Source organism: Bacteroidota bacterium (assembly GCA_016714535.1).
Taxonomy (GTDB): domain Bacteria; phylum Bacteroidota; class Bacteroidia; order AKYH767-A; family OLB10; genus JADKFV01.
In genome coordinates this window covers 107061-123428 of the sequence record JADKDR010000006.1, presented here as the reverse complement: position 1 = coordinate 123428, position 16368 = coordinate 107061, and the positions used below count along the sequence as shown (strand labels likewise).

Below are 16368 nucleotides of genomic sequence, written 5' to 3'. Positions count from 1 at the left end.
TTGGTTAGTAAAAATGGATTCTTCGTTTAATATCATTTGGGATAAAACTATTGGAACAGAAGGGTTTGAACATGACCCTGATATTATTGTACTAAGTGATAGTTCGTTCATTATGGCCTGCCAAGTAGAATTAGGCAATAACTATGATGTAGGCTTGCCCATGTTTGATACTGTAGCCTTTGGTACAGGATGGCAACGGGGCGACATCTGGGTTTCCAAATGGTACATTCCCAATCCAGCCCAAGTGCAAGAAATGAGTTTAGCAAGTTTTAATTTGTACCCCAATCCTGTTAAAGATATTTTGTACATCACATTGCAAAATGCAAAAAACAAAACCTATCACTTACACGTACAAGATATGCAAGGTCGCATGGTAGTTCAACGGCAACTTACTATAACAAATTCAAACACAATCATGCTTGAATCGCATGATTGGCAACCCGGTGTATATGTGGTTAATATAGAAGGAGTGAGTAAAAAGGTGGTTAAACTGTGATGTAACGGTTAGTGTAAACGTTCGTAGAATAAAGTAATCGCGGGCGAGCCGTAGGCTCGCCCGCAGTGTTTTGGAGTAGAATGTTATTGCGTTAGTTTGGCCTCTTTGTCCGCGTACAACATTTTTGATATTGTATTTCTTATGGTGCTTATTTTTGGCAGTACCATCAAAGCTTGCCTAATTATCACACTGCAGCCCAAGTTGGTGTCCTCACCAACATGCAAAACTTACAAGTACAACATATATTTACTCACCCACCCCAAAACTACATCTTCCAACAATCAAGAAAAAAACATTTGCCAACTTAAAAACTTTTATAACTTTACAACATCATTTTAAAAATCTAATAATATGAAAAAATCCGCTAAGCCAGAAACCCGCACTGGTAGAGTATTTGCGGGGGGAGGGATAGCCTTCAATTATTTGCAGATTTTATTAAAGAATCAGCTAATTCTATTTGTTTTATTTCTTATTGCTGGATGCCAAAAGAACATTTGGTCAATAAACATTCCTATCTAACAACTATTAATTCTTTGGTTAAAGATGGTAGCTATCCATGTAAAGTTAATATTTGTAATGGAGTTGTTCAATTTGTAGATACTCCGGCATATGAGGATGTGTATGCATGTTTAGAAGCAGAATATGAAACCTGGAACGATGATTTTGATGCAGCACACATGGGTATGAGTGATGACCAAATTCAAGATGAAATAGATATAACAGGATGGGACGAAAATTATGAATTGCATCAATTCTACATAAACAACTCCTTTAGTTCATATTTTGCTTATTTAGATGTATTAGAAAATAACTGGCTTTTAAATGGCAATTGGAATCCTACAACAGATCCAGAATTGCTTGACTATTTTGATGACGACATTACCAACTCCTTTTTTAATTCAAATGGTATGCTTTTGATTGGCACAACGCTTTTGGTAATAGATAATAAAGGAGAATTATGGACAATATCTAATGCTAATTGTAATACAATATTAAGCACCAGTCAAGACCCTGCACTTTTGCAAAACACTCCGAATGCGACTTTGCAAAAAAGTAAGCCACCTCATCCAAATGGATGCCTCACTGAGGTGCGAGAGATAGGGTATCATCCTTATTCGTGTAACTCTAAAGATAGGTTTTTTAAAGCGAAAATAAAATATGTATTAAATGCTGATGAATCTGGTAGTATTCCTCTTGATTGGAAATATAGTCAAAAATTTAAAGGAAAAGTAACAGCTTATAGAAAGAAGAACAATAAATGGAAAAGGGCGCGAACTATACTATTTGTAAAAGTTGAAATTGCAAGGACGTATGATTGCCAAGATATTGAATCTATTTTACCGGATGAAAATGGCCCAAAACAAAGAAGCAAACTAAAAAAAATAGGCTATGCTTCAAATAATGTATTGACCCCTTATTTTCTACCTCTATCTTTCAAAGGGACATTTATTGATATGACTTGCAATGAGGTTTTCGTAATGACAAAATAATTAAGAAGGGAGGCAAACTACTTTGCTTCCCTTTTTTCTTTTCTACAAGAAATCAGAGAAACTTCAATTGATTTTTTCAATTTTGTCATTAGAGCTTATATCGAATAAGGTTGGTAAATAAAAGAAACAATTTATCGTTGATATGAAAGCGCCATTTTACTCAATAATTGAAAAAAAATGTATGACTTCATCAATCAAACAATATTGAAATTAGAACAGTTTCTTATTAAATGTAATCTTTATTGTAAAATAAGAAGAATGAGAACAACAATTCTATTAAAAGTATTTTCGGTTTTAATTATTACACTTAGCAATCATATTGGGTTTTGCCAAAATGGCTTTTATAAACATTCCTTAAATCTTAAATATACAAAGAGATATATTGAAAAAAATGAAATATATGATCCTAGAGGCCCGGCAAGTTTTTTTCCGGCAAACTCACAAGGTGAAAAATTCTCAATTGGCTATCGAAGGCAAATAAAAAGTGGGACATTTTTATTTGCAGCTGCAAGTTTTGGAAAAAACACATATGGATACGGTTTACAAATTAAGCAATATCAATTACCTGAGATAAGAGATTTTGGGTTTCAATCTGAAAAAATCTTGGCATTAAATAATGGAAGTTTCGAATTTGGTTATTCCAAACAAATTTGGAAAAATAAAATAATTGACATTTCAGCCATGGGTGGGCTTAATGTTTACATGCAAGGAAGATATGATAGCGTATATTCTTGGGAATCAAGAAATACATATTTTGTTCAGCTTCCGGCAGTGGATCCCGATACAATCTATTTTAGGTATTCGATTAAAAACTTAAAATCTCGTGGTTTAAATTATTTTCCATCGGCATTTATTAATGCCGAAATAGGTTACAAATTCTTACCCAGGCATAAATTAATTTTTGGTCTTGGGTATACTTTTTCACTAAAGGAGTTAGTATCTGGCGATTATGTATTGTTTCCAACCACAGTCAGCAGTTCTTCAGGTAAGTGGAAACTTAGGGGCAATTCAATTGATTTATCAATTGGTTATGCTTATTTATTCAATAATAGAGTAAGGCAACCTGATTCTTTACCTCAAAGTAGTTATAAAACTAAAAACTCAATTTTCTTTAGCTACGAAAAAAAGCATTTAGAAAAAACTGATTATTATAATATTAAGGGGCCTGGAAAATTTAACCCTATTCCTTCTTTAGGTTTCCGTTTCTGTTTAGGGTATAAAATCGCCTTTAAAAACAAAAATGCTCTGCTTTTTTCATTTGGCCTCGGTCGTCATAATTATAAATTTGGTGTAAATATTAAACCTTTTCAATTTCCAGAATTAGGCAGTTATGATATTCGTTATACAACATTATTTAACGGTTCAATGACCCTTGTGACCTTGAAAAACTTTTCTTTTGGCGCTCATTATTCTAAACATATTTTCAATTACCAAAAGGTTGACTGTTCAGTCAGAGCAGGACTTGTTTTTTATTATCAAGGTGATGGATTTATTTCGGCCAAAAGTAGTGTTTCTCGTAATCTTATTTATTCTCCTAAAGTAAATCCAGACACGATATACTACGAATATTTTATGACCAATCTGGAGGAATCAGATAAAATTATACACCCAACTGCTAACGTACAAATAGAGTTGGGATATTGTTTGCAATTAAGACATAGGTTCTTCATTACATGCGCATATGAGTATTCATTTAGTGATTTTGCATCTGGTGAATATAAAATGTTTCCCAATACAATCAGTAAATCTTCTGGGCAGTGGAAACTACGAGGAAACTCATTTAATTATGGGCTGGGATATGCATATTTATTAATTAAAAAAAGGAGTTAAGAAAATAATCTATAGTTAGTATATCTCACAACACCAATGCAGCTTAAAACGAATGTATCTTGTTGTGTTTAAATTGCTGCTCCCGATATTTTTGCTTAATACTTGCAAGCATATGCCCCTTCAAATGTTTAATAATAGTTGTCGCTAATTATGCCAACTATACACATTTAAATCAAAGCAGACTTTATTATCACTCATCCTTTTTTTCTTTAATCGCAATAATTTTCTTTGTTTGCATGGCCTTGTTGCACAAAATAAACTTCCACCAATGAATGTAATGATAGAACCCACTTGGAAACAAGTTCTGCACGAAGAGTTTGACAAACCATATTTTCTGCATTTGGTCGAGTTTTTAAAACAGGAGAAATCGCAGTACATCATATATCCTCCCGGCAATAAAATTTTTGCTGCATTTAATTATGCTCCTTTTGATAAAGTAAAAGTTGTCATACTTGGACAAGACCCCTATCATGGGCAGGGGCAAGCAAATGGCTTATGTTTTTCGGTAGAGCGAGGTGTGGCAAAACCACCTTCGTTGCAAAATATTTTTAAAGAATTAAATACCGATGTTGGTGCTGCCATACCCTTACATGGCGACTTGCAGGCTTGGGCAAAGCAAGGGGTATTATTACTAAATGCAATACTTACGGTGCGTGCCAATCAGGCGGCATCACATCAGCAAAAGGGTTGGGAAACGTTTACAGACACCGTTATTCAAAAACTGTCGGAGCAACGTTCCGGATTGGTATTTATGCTATGGGGAAATTTTGCAAAGCAAAAGGCAGTGCTGATTGATAGCAACAAACATCATGTGCTAATGGCGGCCCATCCCTCGCCTTTAGCGCGGGGAGCTTTTTTCGGCTGCAAACATTTTTCTACAGCTAACCAATTTCTTAGTGAGCAAGGGCAGCCTCCAATCAACTGGAAGATTGTATAATATTGTGTTGCCTTTAATCGTTCAGTTTATTATAAATTTGTTCCATAGTCATACGCAATAGTTGTGAAAAAATCTGTATCAACCTCCATTTCTAATGCATCTCCATCTTTTGAGGTTCGTGAATTTTATATACAACATTGCGAGAACTTTTTTTCTTTAAATTATTATAAGAAGATTTTTACTCGGCATATAGTCTTTTTGGTTTTTGTCGCGCTTTTGATTCATACTGGAAGTGCGCAATCGGTAAAACTATCCGTTAAGTTCAGTAATGAGTTGGCCTATTCCATTGTGAAAACACAAATGCAAGCAATGCCGTCAGCATACGCAGATTCCGGTTTGGCTTATAATTCCCTGCAACGATTACTATATACTTTTTATGAGAATGGTTATCTCGAAGCCAATTATCAATTTCAAAAAGGTAGCAACGATTCTTTAACTGCTTTATTCGATAGTGGGAATAGTTATAAGTTATTCCTATTGAAAAGCGAACAAAATAGGCACGTTGCAGGGCATGGGTACGAAGCCGGAAAAACATATCCTTTTACATTAAGTGGTTACAAAAAACATTTTGCCCGTGTGCTCAGTCAATTGCAAGATAACGGCTATCCTTTTGCTGAAGTAAGCTTTACAAATGTGATTGTAAGAAATGAAACCATCGAGGCTCAGTTGAGTATTACTTATAATCAGCTTGTGCTGATAGACACCTTGCATATAGATGGCGATGCACGTATAAGCGCGCGGTGGCTGGCACGTTATTTACAATTAGATTTCAATTCACGGTATAATGAATCGGAAGTAGCAAAAATTTCGCAGCGAATAAAAAACAGTGGGTTTTTATCTGAAGCCAAAGCACCACGCATACAATTTATGAATGGCCGTTGTTTTATAACCACTTTTATTAATTCAAGAAAGTCGAGCAGCGTGGATGGTATTGTTGGTGTGTTGCCACCGGCAACAGCCGATGGAAAAACCATTGTAACGGGCGAAGTAAAGCTGCATTTGGTAAGCGCATTAAAGCGTGGCGAAACATTCGATTTACATTGGCGCCAACCACAACCGATTACACAGCGACTTACGGCACAGGTAATTTACCCTTACATAGCATATAGCAATTTTGGTGTTGAGGGTAAGCTTGAGCTTTATAAGAAGGATACTACCTTCATTGATGTTATGCGCAATGCCGGTGTAACGTACGCGCTTGCCGGTAATTCATCCATCAAGTTTTTTGCAGAGCTACGCACTATTAGCTTGTTGCAAACAAGTCAATATAAAAATGCAACTGTATTGCCTTCCGTTGCCGATTTAGAAAAGCAAATATTTGGTGCTGGTTATGCTGCTGATTATACCGATTATAAATATTGCCCAACAAGAGGTGCTCAGCTTCAGGTAGCGTTAAGTGCGGGTAAACGAAGCATTATTAAAAATGCCAACATCATGGAGTCGCTGTATGATACTCTTGATTTAAAAACAAATGAATATCGTATAGAGTTTGCTGCTGATTATTACCTGAAAATTGCAAAGCGATTTGTAATAAATGCGGGCATACGAGGTGCATATATGGAAGCTCAAAACTTATTTGAAAACGAATTGTATCGCTTTGGCGGCCTTAAAACCTTACGTGGATTTGATGAAGAAGTGTTGATAGCTGATAAGTTTGCCATACTTAAAGTGGAACCTCGCTTCTTGCTTGATCGCACCTCCTATTTCTTTGCTTTTTATAATCAGGGATATTATCAACGCAACACCAGTCAGCTTACCAAAGATTTCCCCAAAGGTTTTGGGGCGGGGATAGCCTTTGAAACAAAGGCTGGAATTTTTTCATTCAACTATGCTTTGGGAAGCGAGAGAAAAAATCCGATACAGTTTAGAAGCGGAAAAATTCACTTCGGTATTGTAAGTGCTTTTTAATAATTTAATAGCTTATCACTTGCTGCTCCATCACTTGTGGTAATTCTCTGAATTCATATTGTTGATTGCGAAGCTGTGGTTCGAATCCTGCTTCGCGAATAGCGTCCTGTATGCCTTGTGATGTAAAACGGTGTGGAGCGCCAGCAGCACTTACCACATTCTCTTCAATCATGATACTACCAAAATCATTGGCGCCCGAGTGTAAACAAAGCTGTGCCACCGGCTTACCAACGGTAAGCCATGATGCCTGAATATTTTTTATGTTGGGCAACATAATACGACTAAGAGCAATCATACGCACATACTCATTGGCAGTTACCTGATTGCGAATGCCTTTTAAATTACGCAGCAATGTGCCTTCATCTTGAAATGGCCATGGAATAAATGCTATAAACCCTTTGGCATGTTCAGGTTTTTCACTTTGTACTTCCCTTATCCAGGTAAGGTGTTCCATTCGTTCGTAAATGGTTTCAATGTGCCCCATCATCATGGTAGCTGATGTGGTCAGGTTTAGTTTATGCGCAGCACGCATTACATCAAGCCATTCTTGGCCGCCACATTTTCCTTTACTTATCATCCTGCGAACGCGATCATTTAATATTTCGGCACCAGCACCAGGCAGCGAGTCAAGACCCGCTTCTTTTAAAGCTGTCAACGTTTCTGTATGCGTTATGCCTTCAAGCTTGCTGATATGTGCTATTTCCGGAGGCCCTAGCGAATGTAATTTAAGCGTAGGATATAATTTCTTTAGCTCACGAAACAAGTCGGTATAAAACTGCAATCCCAACTCGGGGTGATGTCCTCCTTGCAACAATAATTGTTCGCCACCATAACGAAACGTTTCGTCTATTTTTTGTTTATAAGTTTCAATGTCTGTAATGTATGATTCGGCATGTCCGGGGATGCGAAAAAAATTGCAAAACTTGCAATTGGCAATACACACATTAGTAGTATTTACATTGCGATCAATAATCCAGGTTACCTTATTATGAGGTACTTGCTGCTTGCGCAATTCATTGGCCACATAGCCGAGGGTGGCTGTGGGTGCTTTTTCAAATAAATACACTCCCTCTTCTATACTTAGAAATTCAAAATTTAGCGCTCGCTTTAAGAGAGAATCAACATTCATTTGCTTATAGTTCTTGTTGCGCAAAGGTAACAATTGGCAGTGTTAAAAGTTAATGCCAATTACCGAAAGATAATAAAATAATTGCCACCAAGATACGAATGGGCACGAATAATTCTTGAACAAGAATCAAATTTGAGAATTGGAATTAAATTCCTAATTCGTGTAAATTGGTGCATTCGTGGCAAAAAAATTTTTTCCTAGGAAATTATCTATCCGAAAAGTATTTGAAATTCGATCACACTATCGCATCCATAGAGGCTACTATTTCTGCTAGCCTTGAATTTGCTTTTGCAACCGAATCAATACTCTCAAGTATTAGAAGTGTGCGGCCTTTATCTTCTTTTAGCTTACAACGATGTGGATGATTTTTTATAAAGTCAATAAGTTTATTGAAACCTTCCGATTGAAAAATGCGGTCGTCTGAACCAAAGGTTCCTTTAAGCGTTCGGTTTTTGAGCACCATTTTTTCAAAACCTATACTTGTAGCTTTCCACCGCAGTCTGATTACATCCATTAACTCTATGGTTGATTGTGGCGGTTCGCCAAATCGGTCGCGCAACATGACTGCATATTTTTGCAAATCTTCTTCATTAGTCACATCATCCAATACTTTATACAAATTCAATCGTTCGGTTATGCTGGTTATATAATCTTGTGGCAATAATATTTCAAAGTCGGTATCAATTACACAATCACGCACCAATGCACGATGTTGAATTTCTTCTTCAAACGTATCCTTAAAATCAGTTTGTTTTAATTCAAAAATGGCTTCGTCCAGTATTTTCTGAAATGTTTCAAATCCGATATCAGCAATAAACCCGCTTTGCTCACCACCAAGCATGTTTCCTGCACCTCGTATATCGAGGTCACGCATAGCAACATGAAATCCTGCACCCAGATCGCTGAATTCTTCAATGGCTTTCAATCTTTGTCGTGCTTCGGGTGTTAGCACGGTAACTGGTGGAGTGAGCAAATAACAAAATGCTTTTTTATTGCTTCGGCCTACACGACCACGCATCTGATGTAAATCGCTCAAGCCAAAGTTTTGTGCCTGATTAATGATGATGGTATTGGCATTTGATATGTCAAGCCCTGCTTCGATAATGGTTGTGCTTACTAACACATCTGTATCACCCTCTATAAATGAAAGTAAAATTTCTTCCAACTTGTCGCCTTCCATTTGGCCATGACCAACAGCAACACTTACATCGGGGCACATGCGTCTTATCATATCAGCAATATCATGAATATCGCTTATGCGGTTATGCACTACAAAAACCTGACCTCCACGCGATACTTCGTAAAGGATACTTTCTTTAATTATTTTTTCGTTGAACGTGTGAATCTCTGTAGTAACCGGATACCGATTTGGTGGCGGTGTGTTGATAATACTTAAATCGCGTGCACCCATAAGCGAAAACTGCAATGTACGTGGGATAGGTGTTGCAGTAAGTGTAAGTGTATCTACACTTGCCCGTATCTCTTTTAGTTTTTCTTTGGATGCTACTCCAAACTTTTGTTCCTCGTCAATTATGAGCAGACCTAAGTTGTCAAACTTTACATCTTTGCTAATGAGGCGATGCGTGCCGATGATAATATCTGTTTTGCCTTCTTTAAGTTTTAGCAGCGATTCTTTTTGCTGTGCACTAGTTTTAAAACGATTGATGTAGTCAATGTTGCATGGCAGATTTTTTAATCGCTCCGAGAAAGTGCGATAATGCTGCAAGGCAAGTATGGTAGTAGGTACCAGAATGGCAACTTGTTTACTATCACACACCGCTTTGAATGCTGCACGTATGGCAATTTCGGTTTTTCCAAAGCCCACATCTCCACATATAAGTCTGTCCATTGGTTGTTGTTTTTCCATGTCGCTTTTTACATCAACGGTTGCCTTGAGTTGGTCGGGGGTGTCTTCATAAATAAAAGATGCTTCCAACTCTGCTTGCAAATAATTGTCGGGAGCATAGGCAAAACCTTTTTGCATTTTTCGTTTGGCATACAGCGCTATGAGTTCCTTGGCAATATCTTTTACTCGCTTTTTTGCTTTCAATTTTAAATTGGCCCAAGCAGCACTTCCAAGTTTGTTTAATGAGGGTTCGGCTCCTTCTTTTCCACTATAACGTGCTATACGGTGCAGCGAGTGAATGCTAATGCTAAGTACATCATTGTCCTTATATATTAGCCTTATAGCTTCTTGCTTTCTTCCATTTACTTCAATCATTTCTAAGCCTCCAAAGCGGCCTACACCATGATCGATATGAGTTACAAAATCGCCCGGCTTTAGTGCGTATAAATCTTTAAGCGATATGGCTTCACCTTTTCCAAAATTCTTTTTTAGCCTGTAACGGTGGTATCGGTTAAATAATTGATGATCGGTATAGATGGCAATTTTTAAATCATGATCGATAAAGCCACCATGCAATGCCAGAAGTAAGGTAGTAAAATTCAATGGCTGTCCACTATTCGTATATGGTTTGGCTATATCTTCAAATATGGAATAGAGGCGTTCAATTTGTTTTGACTGATCGGCAATGATGGTGGTCTTAATTTTTTCCTTTTGATGCTCAATGATATTAGCAACTATCAAATCAAAATTTTTGTTGAAGCTTGGTTGAGCTTTAGTATTAAATGTAATTTGTTCTGCGTCTTTATTTAGATGCGTATTGCCATATTCAATCATTTTATATCTTTCGAAATGGGCATGAATTACTTCGAGCGATTCAAAGTTTTCGAAATGATTTTTAAAATTTTCGTCAGGCAGGGGATTGTCAATTACCGATTGATATAATTCAGGAATAATTGTGTTGAAAAAAGTGAGGTCGTTAAACCACAAGCGATATTTTGGAGAGATAAAGTTAAAGAATGATTCTTTGCTTTCTTTTAACAGGCGGGTTTGAATATTAGGAATAATAGAAATGAAATCCAGTTGCTGTACCGACAGTTGTGTGTTTGGATCAAAGGTTCTGATGCTTTCAATTTTGTTATCATAGAATTCGATTCGGTATGGGAGTTCGTTAGCAAATGAATACACATCCATAATACTTCCACGCAGGGCATACTGCCCTGCCTGATAAACAAAATCGGTTAGTTCAAATTCATTCTCGTCAAGAAACTCTGAAAGAAAATCCTGGTTAATAGTACTACCACGCTTTGCGTCAAATGTGTTTTGTTCAATATTCGATTTGGTAGTTACTTTTTCAAATACTGCAGCCGCATGAGTTACTATAAGAAGCCCATCGGTTTGCCTGCTTATGCGGTTTAGCACATCGGCACGTTGCAATACATGGTTATTATCTGCATGAAAAAGGTCGTTGGTTTTTCGATACGAGGATGGAAAGAATATGACATTGCTTGTTCCAAGTAAGTTTTCCAAATCGTTGAGCAGGTAAGCGGCTTCCTCCTGATCATTCAGAATAAACACAGCATTAAACTTTTGCAAGGTATAGAGCGCACAAATAACAATGGCAGGCGTGCTGCCATGCAGTCCTTTAATGGCTATGTGCGGAACCTCATGCGTATTATGCAGGCGCTGCAAGGCAGGCATCATGGGGTGTTGGCGATATAGTCCTATCAGATCATCTATTTTCATAACTACAGTGGATACAAAGTACTAAAAGCCCGCGAAACATTTTCGCGGGCGTCAAGTGCAAAAGTAGGAAAGAAAAATTAAAACATCAGTATGTTGAAATTACTACAGCATGATTGGTTCTGCTAGTACATCATTTTATTATTTTTATAAAAAAAAATTTTGATATGAAACTTGAAGGACACAAACAGAAGTTGGCATCTACACGCATGTTTACAATTCGATTAATAAAATACATTTTGTTTGCTGGAGCCCTGGTTTTTTTTTCTGTGGTATTGGGCACACTTGGATATCACCATTTTGCAAACCTTAAATGGATTGACAGTTTTCACATGGCTTGTATGATACTAACAGGAATGGGTCCAGTTGTGCAATTGGAAAACAATGAAGCTAAAATATTTTCATCAATATATGCATTATACAGTGGTGTTGCCTTTTTAGGATTCACGGCTGTGTTTTTTGCGCCTGTTATTCACCGGCTATTGCATATATTACATATGAATGATGAGGAGTAGTTTCTGCAATTACAAACCGAATGGATAAAAGGCATCTTCAATATGTTTAATAACAGCAGGGGTGGAGGGAGATAGAATAATTGAAATTACATCGAAACGCGATTCGCCTTGCCAACCTTTTTCTTCAATATACGCGTTAGCACCGGCAATCATCATTTCTTGCTTTTTAGTTGATATTTGTTCTTCGGGTTCGCCAAATACTGCGCTGCTGCGCGTTTTAACTTCAATAAATACAAGTATATTCTCTGTTTTTGCTATAATGTCTATTTCCGATTTTTTGTAGCGGTATTGTGATTCGCAAAGGATATAACATTTTTCGCGCAAGAAATTTGCTGCCAGGGTTTCACCTGCTTTTCCTAGATCATTGTGTTGTGCCATACACCACCTGCGCTATTAAAATTTTATAAAATCAACCGGATTTACTGGGGTGCCATTGTACCACAATTCGAAATGGAGATGTGGGCCGGTGGTTAATTCACCCGAATTTCCTATGATGGCAATAGCATCTCCTGCGCGCACATAGTCGCCTTCCTTTTTTAATAGTGAGGAGTTGTGTTTATATAAAGAAATCAGGTTGTTGCTATGTTGAATAGCTAGCACATGGCCTGTTTCGCTGGTAAATTCAGCTATCACCACTGTACCATCAAGCGTTGCTTTTATGGTAGCATTAGCATCTGAAACCACATCAATACCCCAGTGTTTTTTTACGGGTTCATAGTGCGAAACATCGGTTCCTGAAACGGGGTTGAAAAAAAATACCGATGCAATTCCTGATTTGGTGGAGGCATCGCCATCAAGGGCTTCATCCCCAGCACCTGATTCTATATTCGCGCGTAGTAGGCTGTCTTCTACGGTTTTTTGCAAGACACGTATCGAATCGTAAAAGGCTTTGGTAGTGCTCGTATCTTTGAGTTTAGTGGCTGGTAAGTCGCCATTAATAATACTGTTAAGGTTGTTGAGGTAGCTATTTTGTGCTTCTATTTTTCGCGTAAGGCTGTCAGTAGTATAGGCCATACTTATAAGCTTGCGTTTCATGCCTACATCTGCATAGCCCGGAATATATTCACGCAGTGGGGTAAACGCTACAAGGTATATGGTAAGCGTTACAAGCACAAGCATAACCGAACCGGTAACTATTGCCAGGTTTAAAGGTGTAAGGCGAAGCGAAAAATTTTCTTCAAAGGTACTGTCATTCATTACCACCAAACGCAGGGTGGTTCGCAATTTTTTTATTAATTTTTTTTCTTTTGCTTCGGTTGCCATTTGACTATTCCCGGTTAATCAACATAAAACTTATCGCTCGCTCTTTTATACAGTGGTAGCGACCAGCCGGCACGTATACCTATAAATAGTTCGGTGCGTTTGGCATTGTCTGGCAAGCCGGTTTCGAATAAATAGCTCCTTCGGCCTTGTGTAAATCCTTGGTTTATATCTATTCCAAAATGAAAATTTACCAACTGCTTATTGCCCAGATATTGATAGCCGATGTATTGCCTTATCAGCAATCCATTGGTAAGGCGGTCATAACCTTTCTTGTATTGCTTATTTAAATATTCTACCGTGTTGCCAAGTGTTTCGATCCTGATTTTATGTTGCACAAAACCGGCACCTACCATTACCACTACTCCCGAATTTTTATTTGGTTTACCAATAGGAAATAATTTTCCTCCATTAACTGTAATAGTATACCCTCTTTGATAAACACGAACAGTAGCCGCCTTGCCATCATTACCAATAATTTGTCCATCGCTGGTGCTTATGTTCTTGAACATACTGTCTACTTCAATTTGATTGCCAAACATAAGACCACCTTCAGCACTTAGCATCCAGTTTTTACGCGTCTTAATATTGTAGCTCGCATGCACATTCGAAAAACCTCCAAAGCGCTCGCCCATATCGGCAAAGGGTAAATAGTAACCGTAACTAAGATTTATGGCTGATAAATTGATTACACTATCACGAATGCTGCTTTGCCCTGCACTTGCAAGTGCACTAACACAAATTAGTAAGGCTATTAAATAACGACTCATAGGGCAAATGTAATGTAAAATAATAAATTCCTCAGAAAGGGAATTAGTTGGAAACTTTTCTTATTACACCAGGTCATTGCCCAGTTGGCCATTTCTGTGGTTTTAAAAAATTAGGTGAATAGGTACAGTAGCAATTTACTTATCCCAAAAACTTAAATCGCGTCCTATATAATTGCCTAATTGTTTGTTATATGGTTTATAGTATTCTATGAGTTTTTTTCTGGTTTCAATATTCATAGAAGGTTGTGTAAATTTTTTCTGATTAATCATTTTAATCTTTTTCTTGAGCTGATTGCGCACCGAATAAGGTACAAGTTGAAGTAGTTGCTTAAGAATAGAATCGTCTGAATTAAAAATTTTATTTACAATGCCCAACTTGGCCGAAGCCGATTCATTATATCTTTTAGATACATCGGGCGTATAACCGGTATCGAGTTTTAAAAATTGATATACATCATGCATAAGGGCAGCAGGTTCTTTTTGCAGGTCTTCCTGAAAAACTATTTTAATATTTTCCTTCGGAAAATATTTTTCCATGCGCTTAATCAGGTCATAGTAATGTCCTTGTTCATAGTAGGAGGTGATGCTGATATCGGATTTTCGTTTGAAACGTGTTGGCGAAGCGTCCAATGCTTCTTCAAATGTAGGCAATGTTTCTACAGCTTTATTGCGACCATACCAATAGGCAGAGTAAGCGCGATCAACCGGATTGCGCAACAGTAATATTACCTTTACATCCGGATTGTGTTCGCTCAGACGCACCATAGCTTCTTCCCAAAAAACGATGCCCACGTTTTTAATCAGTACCCGCTTGTCAGCTCCTATAGCAGTATCAAAATCGTTGCGGTACCATTCTTCGTAACCCTGTTCGTACTCTTTATCGTTTACAAAAAAAGTAAACTCAAGCCTATCATGTGTTACCATATCGGGGTGCTCGCCTATATAATGTTTAAGGGATGATGTGGCTGCTTTTTGTATACCAACAATAGCTACATCTACCTTTGGCACTTCATAGTTTAAAGGCAATTTTTTACCTAGTCGTTCAAGGTCTATTTCATCCTTTAATAGTGGTGACTTTAAAACCACATCTTCATTAATACGTCCGGTAAAAGGCCAGTAGAAAGTTTGTATCTTATACTTGTAATAAATGTAAATGGCTGAAATAATATTCCAACTGCTCATAAAAAGCATGGTACAAATAGCGCTTCCCATTAAGCCATACATGGGAATAAAAATCATGCAGCTTATGAGATTAATCACCGTACTGATGATGAGGATGTTCTGGAATTCTTTTTCGCGGCCGGTCATATTAAGAAAGCTGCCTACCGATCCACAAAAGATATTCATAAACTGTCCTGCCATATTAAAAAGCAATACCTGCGCACCAATGGCAAACTCAGCCCCAAAGTATCCCATTATGCGCTCTCTAAAAACGATGATGAGTAGAAAAATGGGAATCGATGCAAAAAAGTTAACTGCTGAAGTTTGACGTGCTGCCCTTGCAAGGCCTAGCATATCGCGCTTAGCATATAACTGCGCAAAGCGCGGTGCAGCTACACTATTAATTGAAACTAAAATAAAAGCACAAACCGTAGCCACATGCAATACCACGCGATAAATACCTACATCGGCATCGGTGCAATAATATCCCAGAAACAAGGTGTTTATCCACCCCGATATCTGCATCATACTATTGCTTAACATCATGGGTAATGATGTTTTAAGAATCTCTCTTTTTTGCACTGGTATGGCTTCCTTGTCGCCTACCTGCGCTTTTATTTTTTTCGAAACCGAAAATGAACTTGACACGGCAAGAATTCCCAGCGCAATTACGAAACTGATATTAGGTACAAATTTGTTTTGGTCTTTTAACACATAGTAGAGAATGCTCATTACTACCAGTGAGTAGATAAAGTAAGAAACATTTTGACTATATGCATACAGGCGCAGCTGACGCATACCACGATAGCACTCACTGTTTATAAAGCGAAGGCTCATTGGTAAAATACCAATGGAAATTATTTTTAAATAATCTTCGAGATAGGGCTTATTAAAAACATATTCCGCTATTAACCCCGATGTAAAATAAAGAACTACGCCCCAAAAAATTCCAAGTGGAATGGTAGTAGCTATAACACGATTGTAAATCCCAAGCACCTTGGGCCAATTATTATAAACAATATTTTGAGAAAATAACTTAACAATGGCAGTGTCCATTCCCAGTTTGGAAAGGATGGTGAAAAGTAACAACACCGTTTGCGAAAGGTGAAATGCGCCCACCGTACTTGCACCAAATAATTTAGCCATTATAAAAGTAAAAAGAGCCCCTGCAAGCATACCCAATACGCGTAATGCAAACGTAGTGGCACTGCCAAAAACCAGTTCCTTAAAACCCTTTTCTTTAAACTGGCGCTTTACCTTTTTATTTAAAAAATCAATCATTTAGT

12 protein-coding genes are annotated in these 16368 nt (G+C 37.5%); 6 read left to right on the top strand and 6 right to left on the bottom strand.

Annotated features, from left to right (window positions below; genetic code table 11):
• Positions 1–13: 13 nt before the first annotated feature.
• The 5 genes from IPO27_10135 (at position 14) to IPO27_10115 (ending at position 6661) form a co-directional block, all read left to right on the top strand.
• On the top strand, positions 14–496 hold the full coding sequence (locus IPO27_10135) for a T9SS type A sorting domain-containing protein (GenBank protein MBK8846869.1): 483 nt from the start codon (positions 14–16) through the stop codon (positions 494–496).
• A 479-nt stretch (positions 497–975) separates the two neighbouring features.
• Positions 976–1986, top strand: a complete 1011-nt coding sequence (locus tag IPO27_10130; GenBank protein ID MBK8846868.1) for a hypothetical protein — start codon at positions 976–978, stop codon at positions 1984–1986.
• Positions 1987–2244: 258 nt separating this feature from the next.
• Positions 2245–3816, top strand: a complete 1572-nt coding sequence (locus IPO27_10125) for a hypothetical protein (GenBank protein ID MBK8846867.1) — start codon at positions 2245–2247, stop codon at positions 3814–3816.
• Between the two features lie 268 nt (positions 3817–4084).
• Positions 4085–4753: a uracil-DNA glycosylase gene (gene ung, locus IPO27_10120; GenBank protein MBK8846866.1), complete on the top strand. Its 669-nt coding sequence runs from the start codon at positions 4085–4087 to the stop codon at positions 4751–4753.
• A 63-nt stretch (positions 4754–4816) separates the two neighbouring features.
• The gene (locus IPO27_10115) at positions 4817–6661 is read left to right on the top strand and encodes a BamA/TamA family outer membrane protein (protein MBK8846865.1); all 1845 of its coding nucleotides are present in this window, start codon (positions 4817–4819) and stop codon (positions 6659–6661) included.
• A gap of 4 nt (positions 6662–6665) precedes the next feature.
• Here IPO27_10115 and mqnC read toward each other — a convergent pair whose 3' ends face one another.
• On the bottom strand, positions 6666–7790 hold the full coding sequence (mqnC, locus tag IPO27_10110) for a dehypoxanthine futalosine cyclase (GenBank protein MBK8846864.1): 1125 nt from the start codon (positions 7788–7790) through the stop codon (positions 6666–6668).
• A 235-nt stretch (positions 7791–8025) separates the two neighbouring features.
• Positions 8026–11379, bottom strand: coding sequence for a transcription-repair coupling factor (gene mfd, locus IPO27_10105; GenBank protein ID MBK8846863.1), 3354 nt, complete (start codon positions 11377–11379; stop codon positions 8026–8028).
• A 164-nt stretch (positions 11380–11543) separates the two neighbouring features.
• Here mfd and IPO27_10100 point away from each other — a divergent pair, with 164 nt between their 5' ends.
• Complete coding sequence (locus tag IPO27_10100) at positions 11544–11891, top strand: hypothetical protein (GenBank protein ID MBK8846862.1); 348 nt, start codon at positions 11544–11546, stop codon at positions 11889–11891.
• Positions 11892–11900: 9 nt separating this feature from the next.
• On the opposite strand, the gene IPO27_10095 is transcribed toward IPO27_10100, so the two are convergent.
• The 4 genes from IPO27_10095 to IPO27_10080 all read right to left on the bottom strand — a co-directional run bounded on the left by IPO27_10095 (position 11901) and on the right by IPO27_10080 (position 16363).
• Positions 11901–12269, bottom strand: coding sequence for a YraN family protein (locus IPO27_10095; GenBank protein ID MBK8846861.1), 369 nt, complete (start codon positions 12267–12269; stop codon positions 11901–11903).
• Positions 12270–12284: 15 nt separating this feature from the next.
• Positions 12285–13154 carry a M23 family metallopeptidase gene (locus tag IPO27_10090; GenBank protein ID MBK8846860.1) on the bottom strand — a complete coding sequence of 290 codons (870 nt, stop codon included), beginning with the start codon at positions 13152–13154 and terminating at the stop codon, positions 12285–12287.
• A 14-nt stretch (positions 13155–13168) separates the two neighbouring features.
• Positions 13169–13921 (bottom strand): hypothetical protein, encoded by a 753-nt coding sequence (locus tag IPO27_10085; protein MBK8846859.1) that lies wholly within the window; start codon positions 13919–13921, stop codon positions 13169–13171.
• A 135-nt stretch (positions 13922–14056) separates the two neighbouring features.
• The gene (locus tag IPO27_10080) at positions 14057–16363 is read right to left on the bottom strand and encodes an oligosaccharide flippase family protein (GenBank protein MBK8846858.1); all 2307 of its coding nucleotides are present in this window, start codon (positions 16361–16363) and stop codon (positions 14057–14059) included.
• Positions 16364–16368 lie beyond the last annotated feature (5 nt).

What these genes read in the sequence shown, in the direction of transcription:
- IPO27_10100 (MBK8846862.1), top strand. Translation starts at nt 11,544, where the DNA reads ATGAAACTTGAAGGACACAAACAGAAGTTGGCATCTACACGCATGTTT.
- IPO27_10135 (MBK8846869.1), top strand. Translation starts at nt 14, where the DNA reads ATGGATTCTTCGTTTAATATCATTTGGGATAAAACTATTGGAACAGAA.
- IPO27_10080 (MBK8846858.1), bottom strand. Translation starts at nt 16,363, where the DNA reads ATGATTGATTTTTTAAATAAAAAGGTAAAGCGCCAGTTTAAAGAAAAG.
- mqnC (MBK8846864.1), bottom strand. Translation starts at nt 7,790, where the DNA reads ATGAATGTTGATTCTCTCTTAAAGCGAGCGCTAAATTTTGAATTTCTA.
- IPO27_10090 (MBK8846860.1), bottom strand. Translation starts at nt 13,154, where the DNA reads ATGGCAACCGAAGCAAAAGAAAAAAAATTAATAAAAAAATTGCGAACC.
- ung (MBK8846866.1), top strand. Translation starts at nt 4,085, where the DNA reads ATGAATGTAATGATAGAACCCACTTGGAAACAAGTTCTGCACGAAGAG.
- mfd (MBK8846863.1), bottom strand. Translation starts at nt 11,379, where the DNA reads ATGAAAATAGATGATCTGATAGGACTATATCGCCAACACCCCATGATG.
- IPO27_10130 (MBK8846868.1), top strand. Translation starts at nt 976, where the DNA reads ATGCCAAAAGAACATTTGGTCAATAAACATTCCTATCTAACAACTATT.
- IPO27_10085 (MBK8846859.1), bottom strand. Translation starts at nt 13,921, where the DNA reads ATGAGTCGTTATTTAATAGCCTTACTAATTTGTGTTAGTGCACTTGCA.
- IPO27_10125 (MBK8846867.1), top strand. Translation starts at nt 2,245, where the DNA reads ATGAGAACAACAATTCTATTAAAAGTATTTTCGGTTTTAATTATTACA.
- IPO27_10095 (MBK8846861.1), bottom strand. Translation starts at nt 12,269, where the DNA reads ATGGCACAACACAATGATCTAGGAAAAGCAGGTGAAACCCTGGCAGCA.